Source organism: Lysinibacillus sp. 1 U-2021, assembly GCF_029916965.1.
Lineage (GTDB): Bacteria > Bacillota > Bacilli > Bacillales_A > Planococcaceae > Lysinibacillus > Lysinibacillus capsici.
Genome location: NZ_CP123966.1, coordinates 1,435,695 through 1,462,259, shown reverse-complemented (window position 1 = coordinate 1,462,259; position 26,565 = coordinate 1,435,695). Strand labels below are relative to the sequence as shown.

Below are 26,565 nucleotides of genomic sequence, written 5' to 3'. Positions count from 1 at the left end.
ATTGAATAAATGGGGTCTTTTCATTCCAACATCGTCAGGCTTTTACCTATGAAGATTTTATTGCTCGTTTTTTAGATTAGTTGGATCACTTCTAACCTTTATTTGAGCGGGTTCTTCCCATTTTGGATTATTTTCAATCTGGATTGAGCGACTTTCTCCAATTTCCGATCACCTTTCAATCCAGATTAATCATTTCAGTTCGAATGTAAAATCCTTAAGATTTAGAAGCTTCTGCTAGCAATGCATCCATTCTCATACGATCACGTTCCAGAATTGGTTTTAAGTATTTGCCTGTATAGGAGCCAGCTACTTCTACTACCTCTTCAGGTGTACCAGTTGCAACAATCGTACCACCTTTGTCTCCACCTTCTGGACCTAAGTCAATGATATAATCAGCTGTTTTAATCACATCTAAGTTATGCTCAATAACTAATACCGAATCACCGTTTTCAACAAGTCGCTGCAACACGACAAGTAAACGAGCAATATCATCGGCATGTAATCCTGTTGTTGGTTCATCTAAAATATAAAAGGATTTCCCTGTTGAGCGTCGGTGTAATTCAGAGGCTAGTTTTACACGCTGTGCCTCACCACCCGATAAGGTTGTGGCTGGTTGCCCTAATTTCATATAGCCCAACCCAACATCAACAATCGTTTGTAGCTTACGCTGGATCTTTGGAATATTTTCAAAAAACACTACTGCATTCTCAATCGTCATATCGAGAATATCTGCAATACTCTTATCTTTATACTTCACTTCAAGTGTTTCACGGTTATAACGTTTGCCGTGACATACTTCACATGGTACATAAACATCAGGAAGGAAATGCATCTCAATTTTAATAATGCCGTCACCACGACATGCTTCACAGCGACCGCCCTTGACATTAAAGCTAAAGCGTCCTTTTTTATAGCCTCGTACCTTTGCTTCATTTGTTGCTGCAAAAACATCGCGAATATCGTCAAAAACACCTGTATAAGTTGCTGGATTTGAACGAGGTGTACGCCCAATTGGCGATTGGTCAATATCGATTACTTTTTCAAGCTCATCGATACCTGTCACTTCTTTATGCTCGCCAGGCTTAACCTTTGAACGATTGAGCTTCTGTGCCAAAGATTTATATAAAATTTCATTTATCAGTGTAGATTTCCCTGAACCAGACACGCCTGTCACTGCTACAAATAAGCCTAGTGGAACGTCTACTTTAACATTGCGTAAGTTATTTTCCTTGGCACCTTTAATAGACAGCTTTCGACCATTTGGTTGGCGTCTTTCTATTGGTAAAGGAATAAACTTTCTACCGCTTAAATATTGTCCAGTTAAGGATTTTGCATTATTCATAACTTCCTGCGGTGTTCCTGCTGCCACAATTTGACCGCCATGGACGCCTGCTCCAGGTCCTACATCGATGAGATAATCTGCTGCAAGCATCGTATCTTCATCATGCTCTACCACAATTAGCGTATTCCCAATGTCACGCATATTTTGTAACGTGCTAATCAGCCGATCATTATCACGCTGATGCAAACCAATCGAAGGCTCATCTAAAATATAGAGAACTCCCGTTAATCGTGAACCAATTTGCGTAGCAAGGCGAATACGTTGTGCCTCTCCACCAGATAATGTGCCTGCTGCACGACTCAATGTTAAATAGTCTAAACCAACATTCACAAGGAAGCCCAATCGTTCTTCGATTTCTCGTAAAACTAATCGAGCAATTTGCATATCCTTTTCAGTGAGATCAAGCTCTTTGAAGAATGTGTCTGCTTCCTGAATCGAATATTGTGTAACCTCACCGATATGTTTATCAGCTACTTTCACTGCTAGCGTTTCAGGCTTTAAACGATACCCTTTACATGAAGGGCAAGCCTGCTGTGCCATGTATTTTTCCATCTGCTCACGAACATAATCGGATGTCGTCTCTTTAAAACGTCGCTCAACATTGCGCACGACACCCTCAAATTCAATCATTTGATCTCGCACATTGCCAAACTCATTTTCATAATGGAAGTGTATCTTGTCTTTTCCAGAGCCATATAAAATCTTGTCCATTTTTTCCTTTGGCAAATCCTTCACAGGCATGTCCATTGGAATATCGTAATGATCACATACAGCTTTTAGTAATTGTGGGTAGTACTGCGAACTAGTTGGCTCCCATGGTGCGATGGCATGCTCTAACAAGGAACGATCCCAATCAGGCACCACTAAATCTAAATCCACCTCTTGTGTTGAACCTAAGCCATCACAACTTGGACAAGCACCAAACGGACTATTAAATGAAAACATACGAGGCTCTAACTCACCAATAGAAAAACCACATAATGGGCAGGCATGATGCTCACTAAATAGTAACTCTTCATGTTCCATCACATCGACAAGCACACGTCCATCCGCTAGACGTAAAGCCGTTTCTAAAGAATCACTCAGACGAGCAGCCATCCCTTCCTTCATAACAACACGGTCGACTACTACTTCGATGGAATGCTTTTTATTTTTATCAAGTTCGATAGCATCATCTAAATCACGCAATTCTCCATCAATTCGTACACGAACAAACCCCTGCTTTTTTAAATCTTCTAGCAGTTTAACATGGGTACCCTTACGTCCAGAAACCATTGGTGCAAGGAGCTGCATCTTAGTTCTCTCAGGATAGGTTAATAAACGATCCACCATTTGCTCAATTGTTTGTGAAGTGATTTCTATACCATGATTTGGACAGATTGGTTTACCAATGCGGGCATAAAGTAAACGTAGGTAATCATAGATTTCCGTTACCGTACCGACAGTAGATCGTGGGTTACGACTTGTCGTTTTTTGATCAATGGAAATAGCAGGCGATAAACCTTCTATCGCATCGACATCTGGCTTATCCATTTGTCCAAGAAATTGACGGGCATAGGCGGAAAGGGACTCAACGTAACGACGCTGGCCCTCCGCATAAATTGTGTCAAATGCTAAAGAAGACTTTCCGGAGCCCGATAATCCTGTTAAAACGACTAATTGGTCACGCGGAATTGTGACATTAATATTTTTTAAATTATGAGCACGTGCACCTTGCACGACGATTTCAGTATTTTTCACAAGTCATTCACCCTTCTACCTTCAATTCAAATATTGTATCTCGTAACTCAGCCGCACGTTCAAAATCAAGCGCTTTTGCTGCTTCCTTCATTTCGACTTCTAGAGAAGCCAAGAGCTGTTCTCTTTCCGCCTTTGTCAGCTTTTTGCCTTTTGTGGCCTTTGTTACATAGGATTCCTCTTCTTCTGCTACTTGTGTTGCGCGAATCACATCTGGGATTTTCTTAATGATCGTTTGAGGTGTTATGCCATGCTCCTCGTTATAAGCCATTTGTAACGCACGACGACGTTTCGTTTCATCAATTGCCTTTTTCATCGAGTCTGTTACATGGTCTGCATACATAATGACATGACCATTCGCGTTACGAGCAGCACGACCAATGGTTTGAATCAATGAACGCTCTGAACGTAAAAATCCTTCTTTATCAGCATCTAAAATGGCCACAAGGGACACTTCAGGAATATCAAGACCTTCACGCAATAAATTAATACCAATTAGCACATCATACGTTCCTTTGCGTAGCTCACGGATAATTTCAATACGCTCTAGTGTCTTAATTTCTGAATGTAGGTATTCTACTTTTAAGCCCATTTCCTTCAAGTAAGCCGATAAATCCTCAGACATTTTCTTCGTTAGCGTTGTCACTAAAACTCGCTCATCTCGCGCAATTCGATCTTGTATTTCATCAATTAAATTATCGATTTGCCCTTCGATAGGACGTACATCAATTAATGGATCTAATAATCCAGTTGGTCGGATAATTTGCTCTACCATTTCTGGTGTATGCTCCAGCTCATATGGACCAGGTGTGGCTGATACATAAATTGCTTGATGTACACGATTTTCATACTCTTCAAAACGCAAAGGACGGTTATCAAGTGCTGATGGCAAGCGGAAGCCGTGTTCTACGAGCACACCTTTACGCGCTTGGTCACCATTGTACATTCCTCGAACCTGTGGAAGTGTTACGTGACTTTCATCAACCACGAGTAAAAAATCTTCTGGGAAGTAATCTAGCAACGTATATGGAGTAGCACCTGCTTCACGCAATGTTAAATGACGTGAATAGTTTTCAATCCCAGAGCAAAAGCCCATTTCACGCATCATCTCTAAGTCATAACGTGTACGTTGTTCTAAACGTTGTGCCTCTAGTAATTTATCTTCTGCACGTAATAATGCAAGTCGTTCCTCTAATTCTTTTTCAATATTTTCAATCGCTTTACGCATTTTCTCTTCTCGTGTAACGAAGTGGGATGCTGGGAAAATAGCAACATGCTCTCGATCCGATAAAATCTCTCCCGTTAGTGCATCTACCTCACGGATACGATCGATTTCATCCCCAAAAAATTCCACACGAATACAATGCTCATCACGAGAGGCTGGGAAGATTTCCACTACATCTCCACGTACCCGAAATGTTCCGCGAGTAAAACTAACATCATTTCGCTCATACTGAACGTCTACAAGCTTGCGTAATAGCTGATTACGTTCAATTTCCATACCTGTACGAATGGAAACAACCATTTCTCGATATTCTTCGGGAGAACCTAAACCATAAATGCAGGACACAGATGCAATAATAATGACATCCTCACGCTCAAACAATGCAGAAGTAGCAGAGTGACGCAGCTTATCAATTTCATCGTTAATACTAGAGTCTTTTTCTATATAGGTATCTGTCTGCGGTACATAAGCTTCTGGTTGGTAGTAATCATAGTAGCTGACAAAATATTCAACAGCGTTATTCGGGAAGAATTCTTTAAATTCACTATACAACTGGCCAGCTAGTGTTTTATTGTGTGCCATGATTAGTGTTGGTTTTTTGACTTGCTGGATGACATTCGAAATGGTAAACGTCTTACCTGTTCCAGTAGCACCAAGCAATGTTTGATGACGTTTGCCTGCTTTCACACCCTCCACTAATTCCGCAATGGCCTGTGGCTGATCCCCGTTAGGCTGATATGGCGCTTGTAAATCAAATGTTTGCACTCATGTCCCCGTCCTTTCCTTCCAATTTGTACATATATTTTAGCATAGCAATATTAAAATTTCGAACATTTAACGAACGAATGTTTGTAAAAATTTTTTTCATCTCTAAAATTTTTATTACATAATAATAAGGTCCATTTAACTTGTTACTCTTATAATAGCCGTTTTATTAGATTTTCAAGCTTCATCGATGGATGAGATTTCCTTTTTGCTTCATGTGTAGCTCATACTCTCTCAGGAGCCTGGCTCTCCTCCTTTTATGAGCGGATTCTACTTTATCGGAGCGCTTTCGCTTTTTTATAAACAGAGGCTCAAACTTTTTGAATGACTTTCCTCATTCTATAAGCAAAACCACTTCTTCTAATCAAAACATACACTCTTTATATCCACTGCAACTATTTTCAAAAGCAAAAAAATCCCACTCTCCAATAGATATGGAGAGCGGGTTCGTCAATAGGATTCTTCTTCTGTTTGGAGTAAGGAAGTTAGTTCGGATGCGTATTGATAAAATGCGTTTTCATCTTTTTCATCGAGTGCTCTATCAATCAGAACCATGAGCTGCTCTTGCCGATGCATACGCTGGATACGATTTAAAAATAAATCTAAATAAATCTCGTTTAATAATTTCTCTGCCTCATCAACTTTTTTCGACTGACCAACGGCTTTCAGAAAATCGGTATACGAATAATATTTATCCAACGATCTCACCTCGATCCTTTTCTAAATTATATGAAAATTGAAATTAAAAAGCAATGCTTACGATTCGAAAATATCTTAGATTAGCTATTAATCAATTGATATTTAGAGCAAATTCTCTAGGCATTTCGTGCTTTTATGAACGATTTTCAACTATTTCATCCAATTTAAGAAAGTCATATTCTGTTTTACACTACCGTTATCACTAGAAAAAAGGAGGCACTCCCTATATGACAACTAACTTTGTAAACGGCTACTTAATGTCATTCAATACTTATTTGCTGCAACCTATTCAGCATGAATCCAAAGTCTTCACGCATGTTATTGATAAGCATAATGAGCTGATTGTTACACGCAAACCGATGCATGTCCTTCGAAAATCCTGTCTCTCATTAGGATCTACCTATGAAGCCGCAAAACAATCGGCTAAACGTTTTTTCGGCAATCAACACAAGCTACCAATCGTCGTGGCCTTTGATTACGGTTATCCCTGTATTTTTCTGCCAACTTATTCTCCCAGCTCCATTCATAATATATGGATAGGGCTTCATGCAATTATTAATATTACACCTAGTGAAATGGGGTGTATTGTAACGTTAAAAAATAATAAACAAATCGAACTACCTATTCGATATGCTTCCATTAGTAAACAATTTCTTAACGCTTCTATGCTGTATAAATATTACATGAGTGAACGAAAACAGCTTAGCCAAGATGCACCCTATCACCCACCCTTTTAACAAAAATTCCCCAAGAGCATCTCACTCTTGGGGAATTTGGGTATTAATTTATTTTTGAACGTAAATAGGCATTAATAAATGGATCTAAATCGCCATCCATCACTGCACCCACATTACCTGTTTCTTCATTTGTACGATGATCCTTCACCATTGAGTATGGGTGGAAGACATACGAACGAATTTGGGAGCCCCAGCCTATTTCTTTTTGTTCACCACGTATTTCATCTAATTGTGCCTGCTGTTTATCAAGTTCTAATTGATATAGCTTCCCTTTTAACATCGTCATCGCTTTTTCACGGTTTTTAATCTGGGAGCGCTCAGCTTGACATTGTACGATCGTACCAGTAGGAATATGCGTAATACGAACGGCAGAATCTGTCGTATTAATATGCTGACCACCTGCACCTGTAGCACGATACGTATCAATTTTTAAATCCTCTGTACGAATATCGATTTCAATATTGTCGTCAAACTCTGGCATAACATCACAGGAAACAAAAGACGTATGACGGCGGCCCGACGAATCGAATGGAGAAATACGTACTAGACGATGCACACCCTTTTCCGCTTGTAAATAACCGAAAGCATTGTGACCTTTAATCGACAATGTTACAGATTTAATTCCGGCTTCATCTCCTGGTAGATAGTCCACTGTTTCCACTTTAAATCCACGCTTCTCAGCCCATCGTGTATACATACGTAATAGCATTGAACCCCAGTCCTGTGATTCCGTACCACCAGCACCAGGATGCAGCTCTAAAATGGCATTGTTTTGATCGTATGGGCCACTTAGCAGTAATTGAAGCTCAAAATCAGCCATCTTTTGTTGGAATTCTGCTAGTTCTTTGCCTAGTTCTTCTTGTAATTCTTCGTCTGGTTCTTCACGTAAAAGTTCCAGTGTCATATCTAAATTTTCATGTGTTTCCACTAAATCTTTATATTCATTGACAATAGCTTTTAAGCCATTTCCTTCATTGATAATCACCTGAGCACCCTGCTGATCATCCCAAAAGCCTGGCTCTAGCATCATTTCATCTAGCTCCTGAATACGTGCCTCTTTGTTCTCTAAGTCAAAGAGACCCCCTAAAGTCCGCCAATTTTTTGGCTGTAGTGTCTAACACATTGCGTACATCTGCTAATTCAATCATCGTTAAATCCTCCGAACGTTAGTCATGGAGCTAACACTTTATTCATAAAGCCCCGTATCTTTTTATTATAACGTTTTTAGAAACGAAAACATACTATATAGCAGATGTTTTGTGCAATTAAGTCAACTATCCTGCGTCTCGTCCTCAAACATATTTTTGGCAAGACGTTGAAATACTTTCACACGGTCATACTGAACAAGTAAATATTTTGTTCGTTTCTCTAGTCTATATTTTAATAAAAAAGCTCTTTGTATCCGAGACTCTAACGCATTCACACTGACATCCACAATAAATTCCTTGCCATTCATAAAAGTAACCTTTGTCATCTTTTTATCCACAGCGACATAGTCATCTATATGATGGACAGCGAACCAGATACAGTCAGGATGTAGAGGAGACCTACTAGGGAACCATAAAATATTACAACGTTCGTGCACGACAATAGGATTTTTATTAAGCTTGCCTAGGATCATTTTTGAACCATCGAACGCTCCTCTTAAACTAGAACCAAAATAACGCAGATTAAAGTCCAATAATTTCGTTGGTGGTAGCGTAGATATATACTCATTATTTTTCTCAAACACCTGCGTACATAAATTTCCAAAGGAATCATACACAGGCATATACATCATTGTTTCACTATTCATAATATCTTTTTTATGCATCTATAGTCCCCCTTCATACATTTTATGTTGCTTCCAGTCAAAATAAAAAGGAATATACTAATCTACATTCCCGCTATTTTCAATGAGTAAGATTGCTTAAAAATTCCAATCTTCCTTAAGACTTAGTCTCACAATCAAAAATTCAGGATAATAATAGGATAAATAACTTGTACTAAATACCTATTATTACAGCTATTGTATACCCATATTTTTCAATTGTCTATAAATTCTGACTTTTTATACTAAAATTTCTTCATTTTTGAGTTATTTTAAAAAAGAAAAAATCACTTCAACACGTAGTTAAAATGATTTTTTCACCTAGATATTATTGAGCTGTGCCATGACAGTTTTTAAATTTCTTGCCGCTACCACATGGACATAAATCATTACGGCCAATGTTTTCAGCTTTACGTACTGGTTGCTTTTTCGGCGCAGAGCCACCTTCTTCTTTTGGATTAACAGCCTGCCCCTTCGCCACCTCTTCACGCTCCAGATTATTGCGGATTTCTGCTTTCATCGCATATTTCGCAACATCCTCGCGAATAGAGGCTACCATATCCTCAAACATTGCAAAGCCCTCTTGTTGATATTCACGAAGAGGATCGTTTTGACCATAAGCACGCAGATGGATACCTTGACGTAGTTGATCCATTGCATCAATATGATCAATCCATTTTGTATCGATTGATCGTAATAAAATAACCTTTTCAAACTCACGCATACGCTCTGGTGTCAGTTCTGCCTCTTTTTCATCATAACGAACATGAACAGCATCAGAGATTAACTGATTAATATCTTCAGCAGACTTGCCTTGGAAATCAGATACTTTAAGTTGACCTTCCTCTAAAAGATTAGCCGCTACAAAGTCTTCAATAGCCTTTAGGTTCCAATCCTTCTGTTCACCTTGAGTATACAGGCTAACAACATTATCGATTGTTTCTTGAATCATAGACTCAACAAGCACACGCATATTTTCTGTTTCAAGCACATCATAACGCTCTTTATAAATAATCTCACGTTGCTGACGTAATACATCGTCATATTGTAATAATCGTTTACGCGCATCAAAGTTATTACCTTCGACACGTTTCTGCGCTGATTCTACAGCTCTCGACACAACTTTAGATTGCAATGGCTGGGAATCATCCATACCTAACCGCATCATCATCGACTTCATATTATCAGAGCCAAAACGACGCATTAAATCATCCTCTAGGGATAGGTAGAATTGTGTAACCCCTGGATTCCCTTGACGACCAGAACGTCCACGAAGCTGATTATCAATACGACGTGATTCATGTCGCTCTGTACCGATTACCGCTAAACCGCCAATTTCAAGTACTCCTTCGCCAGGTTTAATATCTGTACCACGTCCAGCCATGTTTGTTGCAATTGTCACTGCACCCTTTGTACCAGCGTTCGCAATGATTTCAGCTTCTCGTTCATGGTTTTTCGCATTTAATACATTATGAGGAATTTTATGTTTATCCAATAATTTAGAAATGATTTCAGACGTTTCAATAGCAACTGTACCAACAAGAACAGGTTGACCAGCTCTATGACGCTCTGCGATATCAGCAGCAACTGCTTTATATTTCCCTTCCATCGTTGCAAAAATCAAGTCAGCACGATCATCACGAGCAATCGGTTTATTCGTCGGAATAGCGACAACATTCATATTGTAAATATTACGGAATTCCTCTTCCTCTGTTTTCGCTGTACCTGTCATCCCTGCAAGCTTTTGATACATGCGGAAGTAGTTTTGGAAGGTAATGGTCGCCATAGTCATCGATTCATTTTGAATCTCAACGCCTTCTTTAGCTTCAATTGCTTGGTGTAAGCCATCAGAATAACGACGACCCTTCATCAAACGACCAGTAAAGCCATCAACAATCACAATTTCGCCATCCTGCACAACATAATCGACATCATTATGCATACTAACATGCGCCTTTAATGATTGATTGATCGCATGATTTAAACGAACATGTGTCAAATCAAATAGATTATCGATGCCAAATGCTTTTTCTGCCTTTTCCACACCTGCATCTGTTAATGTAACACCTTTTGTTGACTCTTCATACGTATAGTCTGTCTCTGCATTTAACATACGTACAAACGCATTAGACTGTTTATAAAGCTGTGCTGATTTCCCAGCTTGACCCGAAATAATTAATGGCGTACGCGCTTCATCAATTAAGATCGAGTCCACCTCATCAATGACAGCATAGTGTAATGGACGTTGGACACGTTCCTCTTTGTAAAGCACCATGTTATCACGTAAGTAGTCAAATCCTAGTTCATTGTTTGTACTATACGTAATATCAGCCTCATATGCAGTTCGTTTTTCATCTTTTGAAAGGCTATTCAGATTAAGCCCAACAGATAAGCCTAAGAAATTATAAAGTTGTCCCATTTCAGCAGCATCACGACTCGCTAGGTATTCGTTGACTGTTACAACATGTACACCTTTACCAGTGATGGCATTTAAATAAACAGCCATTGTCGCTGTTAAAGTTTTACCTTCCCCGGTTTTCATCTCTGCGATATTCCCCTCATCAAGAGCAGCAGCCCCCATGATTTGAACGCGGAATGGGTACATCTCTAATACACGTTTTGCCGCTTCTCTACAAACAGCAAAAGCTTCGGCACGAATCGACTCTAAATGCTCACCCTCAGCATAACGCTTTTTAAATTCATCTGTTTTCGCTTGTAATTGATCATCTGAAAGCTGTTCCATTTGAGAAGCGAAACGCTCAACTTGGTCAGCGATTTTTTCTAATTTTTTTAGCTCACGTTTATTGAAATCAAATAATTTATTTAATAGGTTTGCCATGAATGTTTTTCACTTCCTATATAGATTCAACTTTCATTTTACCATTGTGTAACAGTTTCATGCAAACTGTCACCCCAGCTACATATGATTGTCATACCAAAAAAAGGCCCTCGCCATCGCGAGAGCCTTCGTCATCATGAAGTTTTAAGTTGTTTCAATTAAGCCATATTTTCCATCTTTACGTTTATATACAATATTTGTGCCGTTCGATTCAGCATCGGTAAAGACATAGAAATCATGTCCAAGCATATTCATTTGTAGAACTGCCTCTTCTTGATCCATCGGTTTTAAATCAAATTGCTTTGTACGAACAATTGAGTATTCTTCTTCCTCTGACACAGCATCAGCGGCTGCTTGAGTAGTAGCAAAATAAAGGCCTGCACCTTCACGCTCGCGGAATTTACGGTTTACTTTTGTTTTATGCTTGCGGATCTGACGCTCTAATTTATCAACAATTAGATCAACAGCAGCATACATATCATTATGACGCTCTTCAGCACGAAGAGTTAGGTTTTTCATTGGAATAGTGACTTCCACTTTCGTTTGTTTGTCATTGTAAACCTTTAAATTGACATTAGCGTTGGCATTAACATCTTCGTTAAAATAGCGTTCAACTTTATCGATTTTGTTCTCAACATACTCTCGAATAGCTGGAGTTACCTCAATATTTTCACCACGAATGTTAAAGTTTAACATGTAAACTCCTCCTTTATAACTGCTATACTATCTATTTCTACACAAGTGTGTGAAATTCCTCTAAAATCATTCTTTTTTTTACAAAAATTTTTATAAATTATTATTTTGTTTTTTCGCTTCTGCTGCTTCCTTTTTTCGTCGAAGCTTTAGTTCTTCAACAATCAAATCTTCCACGGGTCCTTGATTATTAAAATAGATGCCATATTGCTTGCCACTCCCAAATGGACGACTCCAAATCACTTCTCCATAAGCACGAACTTCTTGTGTATCAAGCACAAAATGGATATCTAATGGAGGAGGATTTATACCTAAATCCACTTCCGTAAACATCTTTAATCCACGTGGACTTATATCCAACAAGTCAGCCATAGCCGTTTGTCCATGATTGACCTTTCCATTCTCATAAATAGCAAAAGTTATTTGAATAGGCTCCTTAAATTTAAATCGGAAACCTTCTTGACGCTTAAAGATCATATTCCCACCCCAGTACTCTTTTAAACATGTTTATTGCTTTGATTATGCCATGATACCCAACTAACAGCCACAGGGAATAAGTAACATATTTTACCTTTGAATAGCCTAATTTATGACTATTTCATGATAATAACGATTTAACAAAAAAGAGACCATCACTTTCGATGGTCTCTAATTGTGTCTAAATTTGTCCGCTGTTTCCTTGACCAAATTGCTGTTGTCGATTAATGCGAATTACTTCCTTCCACGTATCGCGAAATTCCGTCACAAATCCTTCCACTTCTTCAATAATGGCTACATCATTTTGAATGTTGGCTTCTACTAAACGATGATTCATATATTCGTAAAGAGGTAGCATTTGTTTTGAAATCTCAATATCCATATTGAGTGTAGACATTAGTTCACTAATAATCGCCTGAGCTTTTTGAATGTTTGTATTTTTCTCTTGAATATTCTTATCTTGGATAGCTTGTTTCGCCTTATGCAAGAATTTCAAGCATCCATTATAAAGCATTAATGTCAGTTCGCCAGGTGAAGCTGTAGTCACACTATTTTGTTTATACGCGTTTTGTGCTGTTAAATTTGCTGCCAATAAAGGACAACTCCTTTGAAAGGTTACTTATTTACTAGTTTAAACCATTTTACGAAGAAAAGCTATTTACGTCTCAGCGTAATTTTGTCTGGTTTTTGAATTGTAAGATCACAATTCACTCCTTTTAAAATCCATGACATCTGCCATTCAGCTAGCAACTACTACCACGTTGATTGAAGATAAACGATTAATTTTTTTTGTCATAATACATGCCATCCATTACGCGAACATTTGAGTAAGGATTATAATATTGCTGTTCACTTTTCTTCGTTTTTTGTAGGTTTGCCATGTCTTGTTTAACTGCATCCATTACATCTGCTAAACGCTTTTTAATACCATTATCTAATTCTAGCAATGTTCGATGAATATGATTTTGTTCATCAAAATGAAATCCCTCATCCATTATGCCTTTAATAATCATACCACGCTTGTCCAACATGTTATTAATAGTGTTGATATATTCATCACGGTCTTCACCTTTAGGAGTTTCACCCAAATGCTTAAATAAATTTGCTGATGCTTGCAATAGTTGATCTATTTGCTGCATATTTTTCCCCTACCTTAATTAGAAGCCTCCGCCTTGCATAAACATACTAGACTGTTGATTTGCTTTGTTTATTGCTTGCTCCATAGCAGCGAATTGTTTCCAATATCGTTTTTCTATGTTTTCTAATTTCACTTTCCAAGCAGCAATTCTATCATCCACACCAATTAAGCTTTTACCGATTGAGTAATTTTGCTCTGTCATTGTTGTTTTACCAGCTTTTTTCTCAATTGTGGCTACAGAATTTTTAATGGACCCACGGAGCTTTTGGACAATCCCACCATTACCATTTTCTAAGGATTTTGTGAAAGTATCGGATACTGCTTGTGGATCTGCCGTAATTGCTGCACGTAATTTTTCTTCATCGATTTCTAATTTACCGCCTTCAAGATAGGATTTTGTAGTAGTTATACCCATCTCAGATAAAGTATCGAATAAGGCATTATTACTTCCACCCTTTTCATACATAATGCCACGCATACTTGACAATGCATTTCGTACAATTGGATCACTTCGAAGCATACCGCTTTTCGCTTTTTCTTCCCATTTCTCAATATCTTTTTCTTCCATATCAGCTTTTTGCTCTTCTGTTAACGGTAAGAAATCACGATATTTCTTCTCAGATGTTAAACTATTTAACGAAGCAACTAGACCATTATATGTTTCTACAAACTTTTTAATTTTATCTATCATTGCATCAGCATCTGTAGTGGCTGTCAATGTAATAGGTTTACTATCTGAATATTTATCTTTTAAAGTAACATTAAAGCCATTAATATCAAATGTATTTGAGCTACGTGTGATTTCAGCACCATTCACAGTTAATTTTGCATCTTGTCCACCTTTAGCTAATACATTTGCATAATTCGGGTCACTAGGATCGCTTGAGGTAAACCCTAATTTAGAAAATAATTCTTGACCAGTTTCTAGATATGCACTTACCCCCTCATGGTCACCATACTTGACACCTTTACCAGTCGCTTGTGTTGTCAACGAAAATTGCCCAGTCGCTTCATCGTAGAAAGCATTTAATCCAGTATCTTTATTTAACCCTGCGACAACACTTTCAATAGTGTCAGATGTTTTAAAGGTTTTTGTCACTTCTTTCATGCTACCATCATTTTGTAGCACCTTCATTTTTATATCAATTTTTCCATTTGCATCACCAGTAACACCAAGGCTTTTTAGAGTAGTTGTTTTTGCCCGATTTGATTCTGCCACTAGCCCTACTCTATTACCTGCCGTTGCGAGTTGATCGATTTTATCAATTTGTAAAGTACCAGATGCAGATGTGTTAGCAGTGACAGAAACAGCATCATGTGAAGAAGTCGCACTTTTTTTATAAAAATCTCGTTGTAACGTCATTTCATCTAATAAAAACTTATCAAATGATGCTAATTGTTTATTTACATCTCGATAAGCATCACGTTGCCATTCATATTTTTGCTTCTGTTGATACAGTTTATTTAACGGTGCCTTCTCTGCAGACATTAACTTTTCTACCAGACTGTCAATATCCATTCCTGAAGCTAATCCACCAATTCTTGTAACCATTATAAAAACCTCCAATATTTTCTATATTTTTTCGTCTATAATCATCCCTGCAAGTTTTTTCATTTCGTAAAAAGCATCAAGTAATTTTTCAGGAGGAATCTCTTTAATTACTTCCTCCGTCTCAGAGTTAACTAAACGTACGAAATACTTATTTAATCCTTCGTGTAATACAAATTTAGACTGTTTATGATCTAAATTTAAAAATTCACCAATAGAATCAATCGCTTTTTCAATATTTTCTTTTGTAACTTTTCTTGCGCCAGTCTCTTGTTGTTGATCTTGCTTCAAAACATCTGTTATTTGTTGAATCGGCTCTGCTGAATTCTGTTCAACATTACTTTGTGACACTGTCGAGATAGTTTTCATAGATGTATCTAAATTTTGAGTATTGATACGCATAATTACCTCCCATTTACTTTCATCTTAGTTACAATTAGTATCGGCTAAAAGATTGATAATTTCATAGTGATATTAGAAAATCAAGGAAAAATGGCTATTTTAGCTCTGTCTGCTATCACAGTTAGTAGAATAAAACATGCCATTACCTAAACAAAAAATGTCTCAAAATTATTTTGAGACATTTTTTCCTAATTTATTATTGATTGAACATCTTGAATAATCTTATCTATAGTAGATTGAACCTCATTAATGGTATTTTTACATACTCCCACATAAATTTTACATTTCGGTTCAGTCCCTGATGGTCTTATACATATCCAAGAGCCATCTTGTAATATATATTTTATGACGTCAGCCTTCGGTAGATGGAGTGGCTTTGTCGTACCATTTAGATAGGAGATACCCTTACTGTAATCCTCCATTGCAACAACAGGAGTATTACCAATTTCCTCGTATGGTGATATGCTAAGACGATTCATTATGCTCTTCATTTTTAATTGCCCATCCAAACCATCATATGTAAATGTTAATAATTTTTCACCGAAATAGCCAAATTGCTGATATAGGTGATTTAGTACCTCTATTAATGTTTGATTCTGTTTTTGGTAATATGATGCCATCTCTGCGGTTAGAAGTGCAATCTGCACTGCATCTTTATCCCTGACAAAACTTGCCGCTAAATATCCATAGCTTTCTTCGTAGCCAAATAAAAATGAATACTCACCAGTTGTCTCAAATTCTTCAATTTTCTCAGCTATAAACTTAAATCCAGTAAGCGTATTTATCGTTTGAACATTAAAACTTTTGGCGATTGCTGTCCCTAACTCAGATGTTACAATGGTTTTTAATATAACACCATTTTCAGGTAGTGTCCCCTCAAGTTTTCCTTTAGTAAGAATATAGTTTAATAAAAGTGCTCCTAGTTGATTACCTGTCAATAGCTGGTAATTGCCCTTCGTTGAAATTGCTACACCTAAACGATCTGCATCAGGGTCTGTCGCAAGGATTAGATGAGCACCGACTTGTTTGCCAAGAGTAATTCCCATTTCAAACGCTAACGCTTCTTCAGGGTTTGGATAACTCACCGTTGGAAAATTACCATCTTGTATAGCTTGTTCATTTACAATATGGACATTAGTGAACCCTGCTTCTGCTAATGCACGCTTTGTTGGTTCTAGACCTGCACCATGTAAAGGTGTATAAACTACGTTTAGATCTGCATTTTCATTCTTTTTCTTTACTAGTGTCTTTAAAGCTTCATTGTATGCATTATCTAAATCCTCTAAGATTTCTATGCAGAATTTCGATTCAAGTAACTCTTTTTTTGTAAAGGAGTGAATTGTAAATATATCATCCACCCTTTTCATATGTTCTATAATCTCATTAGCAAACTTTGGTGTTAGTTGTGCTCCATCCTGACCATACACTTTAAATCCATTATATTCTTTAGGATTATGACTTGCTGTAATAACTACCCCTGCATAAGCTGTTAAATAACGAACAGCAAAACTTAGCTCAGGGGTAGGTCTACTTTCTCGGAAAACATAGCTTTTAATACCATGTGTAGCTAAAACGCCAGCTGTCTCATATGCAAATTCTTTAGAAAAATGACGCGTATCATAAGCTATGACCACACCATTTTTTTTTGCAAGATCGCCTTGATCTTCAATTTGCCTGGCCAAACCTTCCGCAACTAATCGAATCGTATGAACGTTAATACGATTTGTTCCAGCTCCTAGTTTTCCTCTCATACCACCTGTTCCAAACGGAATATATTGATAAAAATGATCCTTTATCAATTGGTCATCATTAATAATCTTACTTAACTCTTCTTGATAACTACAATTAGCTTTGTGTAACCATTCCTCATATAATTCCTTATGCACGTACCTTCACCATATCTTCCTTTAATAACTCTAGCATTTTCTCTTTATATGCCTCCACACCTGGCTGATCGTATGGATTAACCTCTAGTAAGTTAGCACTAATCACACACGCCTTCATAAAGAACATCATTAAATAGCCAACATGATAAGCATCTAATTTTGGTAGTTCAATACGTATTACTGGTACGCCACCTTCTTCATGTGCTAATGCAACACCATCTTTAGAAGTTGAATTTATACTATTCATTGAACGCCCTGCTAAATAATTGAGACCATCTATATTATCTACTGAAAAAGGAATTTCAATATCGCCTTCGATAGTGTCAAAATGAATAAGCGTCTCAAACATAATTCGACTTCCATCCTGAATAAATTGCCCGATGGCATGTAAATCAGATGAATAATTTACAGTTGAAGGATATAATCCTTTGTGTTCCTTCCCTTCACTTTCCCCAAATAACTGTTTCCACCATTCATGTAATTTATTTAGTCTAGGTTCAAATGAAGCAAGAAGTTCAACAGAATAACCTTGTTTATATAAAGCATAGCGATTCCAAGCATAATCAATCGCACTATTCGATTCACTTGAAAAGTCCAACTCCGCTTGTCGTCCCCCACGAACAAATGCCTCTATATCAATGCCTGCAACAGCAATTGGTAGTAAGCCAACTGGAGTAAATACTGAATAACGTCCTCCTACATCAGACGGAATAACAAATTGGCGATATCCTTCTTTGTTTGCAATTTTCTTCAAAATACCTTTTTCAGCATCAGTTGTCACAATAATTCGCTTACGGGCTTCTTTTCCATATCGTTTATCCATGTATTTTTTCACAACTCGAAATGTTAAGGCTGGCTCCATCGTAGAACCTGACTTTGAAATAACATTGACATAAACTTCTTTCGTATCTAAATATGTTAATAATTGGTTTAAGTATGCACCGCTCATATTATTTCCAGCATATAAAATTTCAACATCATTTTTTGTAGTGAAGTAGGGTGTTAGCGCATCAATTACTGCACGTGCACCAAGAAATGAACCTCCTACACCAATAATTAGGAAAATTTTCGCTTCAGAAATTACTTGATTTGCAACATTTTGAATGGCAAAAAGCTCTTGCACTGTAACAGGATTGTAATGCTTCATACTCGGGCAATCAGTATTTTTCATTCTAGGAAACTCACTTAATGGCTGAAAATAGATCATCTTGTCATCTCCTGTTAAACAGCTTACCATTTTAAAGTAAGCTGAATGTAGTACTACTTATTTCGGCTGATTTAGTAATTCTTTAATATTCGACACAATAATTGCTAAATCTTCTATTGTCATTTGAGGATGGATCGGTAAAGTTAAGGCCTTTTCATACCAATTTTCTGCAATTGGACATAGGCCACGTTCGTAACCTAACTTTTGGTAATAGGGATGCCAATAAACAGGAATGTAATGTACATGTACCCCTATATTCATGGATCTCATTTTTCCGAAAATTTCCTTACGCGATTCCTTTTCAAGCTGAATCATATACAAATGCCATCCTGAATTCGTTTCGTGTAGTTGTTGAGGAACGACAATTCTATTCTCATCTTGAAAAGCTTCTGTATAAAAATCTGCAATTTCACGACGTTTTTGGATAAATGCGTCAATTTTCGTCAATTGCGACAAGCCAAGTGCCGCTTGTAAATCCGTCATTCGATAATTATAACCAAGGTCTGTCATTTCATAATACCAATCACCTTGTTCAGATGAATACTCCGTTTGCTCGATACCATGACTGCGGAATAATTGTAGTTTTTTATAATACTCTTTGTTATTCGTTACGATGATTCCACCCTCAGTTGTGGTAATTGGTTTAACAGGATGAAAACTGAACATGGTCATATCTGCTTGTATTCCAACTTTTTTTCCTTTATATTCAGCGCCAAGGGAATGAGCACCATCTTCAATAACAACTAAGTTATGCTCTCTCGCGATGGCATTGATTGCGTCTAAATCAGCAGGCTGACCTGTAAAATCTATAGGAATGATTGCCTTTGTTTTGGATGATATCTTTTTTCTAATTTCGGTCGGATCAATATTGTATGTACGGGCATCAATATCGGCAAAAACTACAGTTCCTCCCATATAACGTACACAATTCGCACTTGCCGCAAAAGTAATGGGCGATGTAATGACTTCATCCCCTTCACCTATTCCAGCTGCGTAACAAGCTGCATGGAGGGCTGCCGTTCCATTACAAAATGCCACTGCATATTGAGCACCAACATAATTAGCAATTGCTTGTTCAAACTCTTTTATTTTAGGGCCTTGTGTTAAAAAAGGAGAACGCAATGTTTCAATTACCATTTGAATGTCTTCTTCATCTATAGATTGGCGACCGTAGGAGAGAAATTCATTGCGCTTTTTCATAGTAATAACTCCCAACTTAAAGGCGTTCCTTTTTTCACATCTTGATTAATGTGCTTACCAATGATCAAATCATAGTATTTTGTCGGCAATCCTAGGCCAGGTCTTATATTTCTCACATTTTCTTTGGTTAGTAGGTCCCCTGCATTTAAATTTTCACTTATATACAACGAGCGTCTAAATTTTGTAGAATCCTTTTCAGCATCTGTTGGTCCATATTGTACTTGTCCCAAGCTTTGCCATGCTCGCTCTGTTTCTTCTACTAGCATTTTTAGCTCATGGGGTTCCATTGAAAAGGCTGAATCGACACCGCCATCAGAACGAGAAGTTGTAAAATGTTTTTCTATTACAGTTGCACCAAGAGTAACTGCTGCCACTGATACACCCACACCCAACGTGTGATCTGATAAACCAATTTCAGTTCCAAATAATTCTCTCATATGGGGAATGGTAACTAGATTAGAGTTTGCAGGAGTAGCAGGGTAAGTACTTGTACATTTTAATAGTACAATTTGTTGATTCCCTTCAGCTCTTGCAGCACCAACTGCTTCATCTAGTTCTCCTGCTGTTGCCATACCTGTAGAAATAATAATAGGTTTTCCAGTTCGAGCAACTTTTCGAATTAAAGGTATATCCACATTCTCAAAAGAGGCAATTTTATAAGCCGGTACGTTTAAAGTTTCTAAAAAGTCAACAGCTGTTTCATCAAAGGGTGAACTAAATGCTAGTAGACCATGTTCTTTTGCACGATTAAAAATTGCCTCATGCCATTCCCAAGGGGTGTAAGCTTCTTTATATAAATTATAAAGAGAATTTCCCTTCCAAATATTTTCATCATCTTGAATATAAAATTCCCCTGTATGGACATCTAATGTAATCGTATCTGGTGTATATGTTTGTAGCTTTAATGCATCTACACCTGCTTCTGCCGCTAGATCTACTAAGTGCAATGCTCGCTCTAACGATTGATTATGATTGCCGGACATTTCTGCAATGATAAAAGGTTTGACATGCTTCCCAATTTCCTTATTTCCAATTTTAATCATGCTAACAACTCCATTATTTGTGATAACCAAGCATTTGGTTGTGGTGCTGCTGTTAATTGTAGACTAATATTTCCCAGCTTCTTTACATTCACGTCTCGTAAACCCTTTAGTAGGTTTCTATACTTTTCTACAGTCACATCTTCATGCCATCCTAGATTTATTACTGCGCCTAGTTGTGCAGCATAGGTAGTAGTAATGAGTTGGTTAGCAGCAACAATCGTACTAGAGGAAGGGAGTCCCACATAGCAACGTTCCCACATAGTTCCACCACCAGCACCTATGCAAAAATCTGCCTGCTGCATAAGCTGTGCCATATAAGATATTTGACAATGATATTGATAATTACGCTCATTGCAAATTTCCTTGATTTCCCCTTTATGTACATTCCCGTTCCCAACAACGATATCTATTTGAGCAAATGAGTAATCTTCTAGCGCAATTAAAATTTTCATTGTCTCATTTGTTGGATCAGTTCCCCCCATAAATACAAGTAGACGTTTAATATTATTATGGCGCTGTGACATTTGGTTTCGAGCCATTAAAAACTCTTCACGCATAATTAAGTACTTTGGTCCAAGTAATTTCACACAATGGTTCGGGACAAGTCCATCGTAACGACTTTCAAAATCAGGGACAACATTTTGATCAAGTAATAAGTCACAATCGTGAGTTCTTGCTAAATCATCAATGATCATTATTTTTTTCGTATATTGTCGAATATACTTCTCCCAATCAATATTCAATTCATAATGATCAACTATATAAAGATCAGCTTCTTCTGCACTCGAAATCAACCCAAAGCCCTGCTGTGCAACATAATTGATTAAATTGCCTGCAAGAGGTTCCATCCAAAATTGAACGTAAAAACCTAGTTCTTTCAATTTGTGAGCAATTGTCAAGCATCGCATTACATGACCGCTTCCAATTGCAAATGATGAATCTGTACGAATTATTATTTTTTTCATTAAATCACCGGCTTTTGTTCAATATGTGCATTTAATGCAGCAACCTCAGGTGTTTCTCTTAAATATTGAATCACCTTTGAGCTAGACACTAGCGAGTCGTCAAAATGATTTGCTATAGCTGAAACTAATTGATAGTCTTCATATGTATCTAATGTGATACGCAGTTCTGGTGCAATACGATTTGAAGGTACCTGATATGTAACTGAATTGAACTTTTCAGCATGTTCATACGCAAAATATGTTACATGTTCACGATGTCTAGGTTCTTTACCAACTTTATGAATATGTAATAATGCTTCATAAGATAGCAGTTCAACCGCTAAGCCACGAGGAGGATTTCCATCTAGTAACACGATATCTTTCTGCTCTTTTTTCATTAGAGAGACCATCTCACTTGCCATTTCGTAATCAACAAATGGGCAATCTGATGTCACACGCATTACATATTCAGGTTTATACATGTTAGCGCATTGCACATAACGATCTAATACATCATCTTCTGAGCCACGGTAATAAGCTACCCCATATCTTTCACACCAATGTGCAATAGCATCATCTTGGGGTAAATCACTTGTGGCAACGATTACTTCACTTATCCCCTCAATTGCACGACAACGCTCTATATCATATGTAAGGACCTCCACATCGCCAAGTTTCTTTAAAATCTTTCCTGGCAAACGAGATGAGCCCATTCTTGCTTGAATAATCACGATTGTTTTCATGACATCACCTCTGGAATATACTTTTTATATTTAGTGCCAACTTCTAGCCAGCGATTTTTTGTCATTTCGTATACATAAACATCATGCCATTTATTATTTTTGCATATATGTTGTTCAAAAACTCCAACAAGACGCGCCCCCTGTTTTAAATGAAGCTTTTGTACGCCTACATTTATATCCATTACTTCACCAATTAACTTTTCTAAACCAAGCTCTGTAAATGCATAATTGTACATGTATGCTCCTAAAAAGCCTGCAAGCATTGCATATTTCATATCACCAATATAAAAATTCCAGGCTCCACGTTTATGTCTCCAATCGATGTCAGTGATTGAAATAAAGCCTATAATGTCACCTTTATATTCCATTAACCAGTAAAAACCTTTTTGATCAGCCCGAATGGTATTCAACCATTTCTTTTGATTTTCTAAACTATATTCAATATCTGTATACATATAGCGAGTTATATCTTCTCGTGTACGCCAATCTAAAATTTGCTGAAGATGTTGCTCTTCAATTGGTATCCATTTCATATAATGATTACTTCCCTTGTAAATGATGTTAAAAAGCTTTGACCATCCCATACTCCTGTAAATTCCAAAGCTTTACCAATCGGAACTATGCGATCGATTCCTCTAGTTGTAATAGCATCCACTAAATTTTCAAGTTCCTCACGTTCAAAACCAAAATAAGCAATTGTTTGATCTTTATCTATTAGTACACCTGCTAAATCTTTCAGTGTCTCTACAGTATATTCGTAAAACATTCCGCCGCCGCAATGACGTTCACGGACATCTGCTGGCACATCAGCTAGCTTTACACGTGAAAAATAAAGTCCATTTTCCAAATTACCTACAACACTTTCAGTTGCAAGTACGAGACTAGTAGTGTATTTCAACACTTGTGTTGCTGCCATTAATTCATATTGCTTTTGCTGAATTTTTTGTGCGAACACTGTCCAAAACTTATTGATTGCTTCTTGGTTATCACCACTCCAGACGATTAATCTTGGAGAAGAACACGCCATTTGATCAAACCAAAAAACATCATTATAAAACTGCTCTACAAGATTGTCTAATTCCTTCTCATTTAACTTAGAGATTATCTCACTATTTAAAACAGCCAATGAGAATCGGTCTGGAAAAGTAAGTTCATTTGCTAAGGGTGCTAGTGGTACACTGCGGATAGCAGAAATCGTTACATCTCCACCCCAAATGACACGTGTCTGACAAGCAGAACTTAAGACGGCTGTTGCATTTTCCTCATGCCCATATGTACATATTATCGTCTGCTGAGCAATTTTTTGAAATTCAGGACGAGTTAACTCCTCTATAATTATTTGCAAAAGCACGTTTAAGCCCTTTTGCTCCTTACTAGAAATTCGAATGATGTTTCGATTGCCTGCTAACAACGACAACATCCAAGAATAAACAAAAATTGTATCAACATTCGATGGCGCAATATGAAACACAGTTCCTCGCGCCCTTACTTTCTTTTGTGCAGCCCCTTGTTCAAATGCAGCTTGCATTTCCTTGATATTTGCCTTTCGAAGCCAGTAACCTAATGCTACAATTTCAGGCAATTCTCTTATACGAAGAAAACGTTTGGATAGAGCCTGTGTAAATGCCACTACCTCTTGGTCAAAAGGTTTATTTGGTTTATAAAAGGAAAGCTGTTCCATAGCAGACTCAAATGCAATATTTTCTGGCCAAAATAGATTCATCGCTTAGTCCCTCCTTGAAAAGTATCACTACAGCCCCGGAGCTCCGCCTTTGGAATTCTCCCTGCTACAGAGAAATATTTCCCTTTCCAACCACAAAGGCAATCATCTTCCCCATGAATGGTACCTAGATCTTCTGTCAGCAATGAATGGCCCGGATAGCTTTTGGGTAGCTCACTTAACACCTGAATAAGCCCCTGTTCTCCATAAGGAATTGGCTCAAATGTAATGGGGTTACGAATAATAATATCTGCATAGCTAGGTGTATGAAGATGCCCCATACTACACTCAACAAAAATGGATCCAACTTGTTCGACCATTCCGTAATAATTATGTACCTCTCGAATGCCTAACTGCTCATGTAGTAAGCGATTAAATGTAGAGGAATCAACCGCTTCATCCTTCAGCTTCTTCCAGCCACCACCGTGAATTAAAATACTGTCTCCACAGTCAATCTTTATGTCGCTTGCTATTACTTCTTTATAGACATACTGCCAAATCATAAACGTAAAGCCGAACAATAAAATTTTTTGCCCCGCAAACTCCTTTAAAAATGCCTGTAAGCCCACAATATCTAAGCTCATATCATCATTTAATGCATAAAAATGCTTACGACCAAAATTGGAGAAGCCTAAAATGCCAGCACCACGAGCACTAAATGATTTACGATCTTTTAGCACTGATTTCGTATCTAAAATAATCATCGGTAAACGTTTACTGCCAAGCAAAGGTTTCATCACTTCAACCAATATTTTAGTTTGTGCAACAGAAGTTTCTTTGTCTAAGTAGATTTTAGACACCTGTTGCCCCGTTGTACCACTTGAAGTCAGTACTTTTACGATTTCTTCTTGTGAAATCGACTTTAACTCTAAAAGCTTAAATACTTGCACCGGTAAGTAAGGTACTTCTTCTAAAGTGTCAACTTGTTGTACAGCATCACTTTTTTCTAGCATCGCCTTATATTCTTGGCAATTGTCCATATGCCATTTTGTTAATGCATTAAGTTTATCTAATAGCTGCGCTGATTTTTGCTGTCGTTCCAAATGATATGGGGCAATCATAAACAGCTCTCCTTTAATTTCATATAATCTGTCTTACCATTAGCCAAGCGAGGAATTTCTAATATGACCACCTTATAAGCTGACCTATGCAATTTATATAGTCGTTCAAGGTTTTCTTTGACATGGCCCATCTGTTCTTCTTTTTCAATTACCACCACTAACTTATCATCGTTACCAGTACATGCTATTGGTGCTTGAATGACTGCCTCTAACTTCTTCTCTACATCATCTAAATTAATCCTTAATCCAAATAACTTAATAAAACGTTTCATTCGTCCTGTAATAGTAAAATACCCTTCATTATCAACAGTTGCAGTATCTCCCGTATATAGTATGCCGGATAGTTCATCCCCTAATGATAAATCTTCTAAGCATTCCGCATATCCCATCATTACATTAGCACCTTTATAGATAAGCTCACTCGTCTCACTATCTATAGTCAAGTTTCCACCTGGTATGGCAATACCAATCGAACCTAATTTAGTAAGTACACGTTCATGGGGAATATAAGACATGCGAGGTGATGCCTCTGTTTGCCCATACATGACAAAAAACCGCTTATTATTTTGCTGTGCATATTCACCAAAAACTTTTACTAATTTTTCATTTAGTCGTCCACCAGCTTGCGTGAGCGTCTTTAAATACGGTAAATCCATTTTCATAAAACCAATACGTTGAAGCATCTGATACGTAAAAGGAACACCTGCAAGTGAAGTAGCTTTATGCTCACGAACTTCCTCCCAAAATGACTTCTCCATTACACTTTCTTCAGATAATATTAACGCTGCTCCCGCTAATAGATGACTGTTCACAATTGACATCCCATACGAATAAGACAATGGTAAGTTCATAACAGCACGCTCATTCTCATCGATGGCTAAATATTCAATAATTGATTGTGCATTTGAACGTATATTACCGTAAGATAATCGAACAAATTTTTGACTTCCTGTTGTACCAGATGTGCTAAGTAAGATTGCTAGGTCCGGATGAATATGAATAGTCTTTTCTTTTATTCTAACTAATTGGTTTTGGTAAGTTTCATAACTTTTAAAACTATTCAATCCGACAATCCATTTGGGTTGAAATGTCTCTACTATGTTTTCTAACAATTCCTGATTAATATCTGAAGCAAGTAGCATAACAGCATGTTTGCTATTTATCGCTGATATATAAGCTGCTAAAATATCGATTGTATTTTGACATAAAATTAACACCATCTCTTTTTGTTCACTATTAAACTCAACTTTAGGAATTTCATTGTATGCAAAAGTTTGTTCATCTGTAATAATTGCTAATTCAGTACCTTCTAAATTAAAAAAACTCATATACTCGCTCCTTTCAAAGA

23 protein-coding genes are annotated in these 26,565 nt (G+C 37.3%); 1 reads left to right on the top strand and 22 read right to left on the bottom strand.

The features are described from left to right. Window positions 1–214 precede the first annotated feature (214 nt). The 3 genes from uvrA to QH639_RS07565 form a co-directional block, all read right to left on the bottom strand. A complete protein-coding gene (gene uvrA / locus QH639_RS07575) occupies window positions 215–3,082 on the bottom strand; it encodes an excinuclease ABC subunit UvrA (RefSeq protein WP_281115924.1) in 2,868 nt (955 codons plus the stop codon). Between the two features lie 7 nt (window positions 3,083–3,089). Further along, window positions 3,090–5,069, bottom strand: coding sequence for an excinuclease ABC subunit UvrB (uvrB, locus tag QH639_RS07570; RefSeq protein ID WP_259420212.1), 1,980 nt, complete (start codon window positions 5,067–5,069; stop codon window positions 3,090–3,092). 450 nt (window positions 5,070–5,519) lie between these two features. Then, window positions 5,520–5,768 carry an IDEAL domain-containing protein gene (locus QH639_RS07565; protein WP_131522090.1) on the bottom strand — a complete coding sequence of 83 codons (249 nt, stop codon included), beginning with the start codon at window positions 5,766–5,768 and terminating at the stop codon, window positions 5,520–5,522. Window positions 5,769–5,995: 227 nt separating this feature from the next. Between QH639_RS07565 and QH639_RS07560 the strand changes: the two genes are divergently transcribed. After that, window positions 5,996–6,505: a competence protein ComK gene (locus tag QH639_RS07560; RefSeq protein ID WP_281115923.1), complete on the top strand. Its 510-nt coding sequence runs from the start codon at window positions 5,996–5,998 to the stop codon at window positions 6,503–6,505. 43 nt (window positions 6,506–6,548) lie between these two features. On the opposite strand, the gene prfB is transcribed toward QH639_RS07560, so the two are convergent. The 19 genes from prfB to QH639_RS07465 all read right to left on the bottom strand — a co-directional run bounded on the left by prfB (window position 6,549) and on the right by QH639_RS07465 (window position 26,545). Then, window positions 6,549–7,653 (bottom strand): peptide chain release factor 2 gene (gene prfB, locus QH639_RS07555; RefSeq protein ID WP_237497242.1). Its coding sequence is split into 2 segments (ribosomal slippage): window positions 6,549–7,577 and window positions 7,579–7,653, totalling 1,104 coding nucleotides; the frame shifts between segments, so codons are not numbered across the junction. A 122-nt stretch (window positions 7,654–7,775) separates the two neighbouring features. Continuing rightward, window positions 7,776–8,318, bottom strand: a complete 543-nt coding sequence (locus QH639_RS07550; protein ID WP_131522092.1) for a competence protein ComK — start codon at window positions 8,316–8,318, stop codon at window positions 7,776–7,778. A gap of 325 nt (window positions 8,319–8,643) precedes the next feature. After that, window positions 8,644–11,154, bottom strand: coding sequence for a preprotein translocase subunit SecA (gene secA / locus QH639_RS07545; protein WP_066036288.1), 2,511 nt, complete (start codon window positions 11,152–11,154; stop codon window positions 8,644–8,646). A gap of 144 nt (window positions 11,155–11,298) precedes the next feature. Continuing rightward, complete coding sequence (hpf, locus tag QH639_RS07540) at window positions 11,299–11,850, bottom strand: ribosome hibernation-promoting factor, HPF/YfiA family (RefSeq protein ID WP_004227537.1); 552 nt, start codon at window positions 11,848–11,850, stop codon at window positions 11,299–11,301. 90 nt (window positions 11,851–11,940) lie between these two features. Continuing rightward, entirely contained in the window at window positions 11,941–12,324 is a 384-nt protein-coding gene (locus tag QH639_RS07535; protein WP_048392058.1) for a PilZ domain-containing protein, read from the bottom strand. 181 nt (window positions 12,325–12,505) lie between these two features. Next, on the bottom strand, window positions 12,506–12,916 hold the full coding sequence (gene fliS, locus QH639_RS07530; RefSeq protein WP_048392059.1) for a flagellar export chaperone FliS: 411 nt from the start codon (window positions 12,914–12,916) through the stop codon (window positions 12,506–12,508). A gap of 187 nt (window positions 12,917–13,103) precedes the next feature. Next, window positions 13,104–13,463, bottom strand: coding sequence for a flagellar protein FliT (fliT, locus tag QH639_RS07525; RefSeq protein WP_281115922.1), 360 nt, complete (start codon window positions 13,461–13,463; stop codon window positions 13,104–13,106). 18 nt (window positions 13,464–13,481) lie between these two features. Further along, on the bottom strand, window positions 13,482–15,014 hold the full coding sequence (locus QH639_RS07520) for a flagellar hook-associated protein 2 (protein WP_281115921.1): 1,533 nt from the start codon (window positions 15,012–15,014) through the stop codon (window positions 13,482–13,484). 21 nt (window positions 15,015–15,035) lie between these two features. Beyond that, on the bottom strand, window positions 15,036–15,413 hold the full coding sequence (locus QH639_RS07515) for a flagellar protein FlaG (RefSeq protein WP_281115920.1): 378 nt from the start codon (window positions 15,411–15,413) through the stop codon (window positions 15,036–15,038). Between the two features lie 188 nt (window positions 15,414–15,601). Then, complete coding sequence (locus QH639_RS07510; RefSeq protein ID WP_281115919.1) at window positions 15,602–17,299, bottom strand: phospho-sugar mutase; 1,698 nt, start codon at window positions 17,297–17,299, stop codon at window positions 15,602–15,604. Continuing rightward, a complete protein-coding gene (locus QH639_RS07505) occupies window positions 17,292–18,506 on the bottom strand; it encodes a glucose-6-phosphate isomerase (protein ID WP_281115918.1) in 1,215 nt (404 codons plus the stop codon). Before QH639_RS07505 ends, QH639_RS07510 begins: the two co-directional genes overlap by 8 nt. Window positions 18,507–18,563: 57 nt before the next feature. Continuing rightward, complete coding sequence (pseC, locus tag QH639_RS07500) at window positions 18,564–19,706, bottom strand: UDP-4-amino-4,6-dideoxy-N-acetyl-beta-L-altrosamine transaminase (protein ID WP_281115917.1); 1,143 nt, start codon at window positions 19,704–19,706, stop codon at window positions 18,564–18,566. Continuing rightward, complete coding sequence (pseI, locus tag QH639_RS07495) at window positions 19,703–20,749, bottom strand: pseudaminic acid synthase (RefSeq protein ID WP_281115916.1); 1,047 nt, start codon at window positions 20,747–20,749, stop codon at window positions 19,703–19,705. Before pseI ends, pseC begins: the two co-directional genes overlap by 4 nt. Continuing rightward, window positions 20,746–21,714, bottom strand: a complete 969-nt coding sequence (pseG, locus tag QH639_RS07490; RefSeq protein WP_281115915.1) for a UDP-2,4-diacetamido-2,4,6-trideoxy-beta-L-altropyranose hydrolase — start codon at window positions 21,712–21,714, stop codon at window positions 20,746–20,748. Before pseG ends, pseI begins: the two co-directional genes overlap by 4 nt. Next, on the bottom strand, window positions 21,714–22,436 hold the full coding sequence (locus QH639_RS07485) for a glycosyltransferase family protein (protein ID WP_281115914.1): 723 nt from the start codon (window positions 22,434–22,436) through the stop codon (window positions 21,714–21,716). Before QH639_RS07485 ends, pseG begins: the two co-directional genes overlap by 1 nt. After that, complete coding sequence (gene pseH / locus QH639_RS07480) at window positions 22,433–22,969, bottom strand: UDP-4-amino-4,6-dideoxy-N-acetyl-beta-L-altrosamine N-acetyltransferase (RefSeq protein WP_281115913.1); 537 nt, start codon at window positions 22,967–22,969, stop codon at window positions 22,433–22,435. The genes QH639_RS07485 and pseH overlap by 4 nt, the downstream gene beginning before the upstream one ends. Then, window positions 22,966–24,159, bottom strand: coding sequence for an acyl-CoA reductase (locus QH639_RS07475; RefSeq protein ID WP_281115912.1), 1,194 nt, complete (start codon window positions 24,157–24,159; stop codon window positions 22,966–22,968). Before QH639_RS07475 ends, pseH begins: the two co-directional genes overlap by 4 nt. Continuing rightward, window positions 24,156–25,217 carry a LuxE/PaaK family acyltransferase gene (locus tag QH639_RS07470; RefSeq protein ID WP_036076753.1) on the bottom strand — a complete coding sequence of 354 codons (1,062 nt, stop codon included), beginning with the start codon at window positions 25,215–25,217 and terminating at the stop codon, window positions 24,156–24,158. Before QH639_RS07470 ends, QH639_RS07475 begins: the two co-directional genes overlap by 4 nt. Beyond that, a complete protein-coding gene (locus QH639_RS07465) occupies window positions 25,214–26,545 on the bottom strand; it encodes an AMP-binding protein (protein WP_281115911.1) in 1,332 nt (443 codons plus the stop codon). The genes QH639_RS07470 and QH639_RS07465 overlap by 4 nt, the downstream gene beginning before the upstream one ends. Window positions 26,546–26,565: the final 20 nt, after the last annotated feature.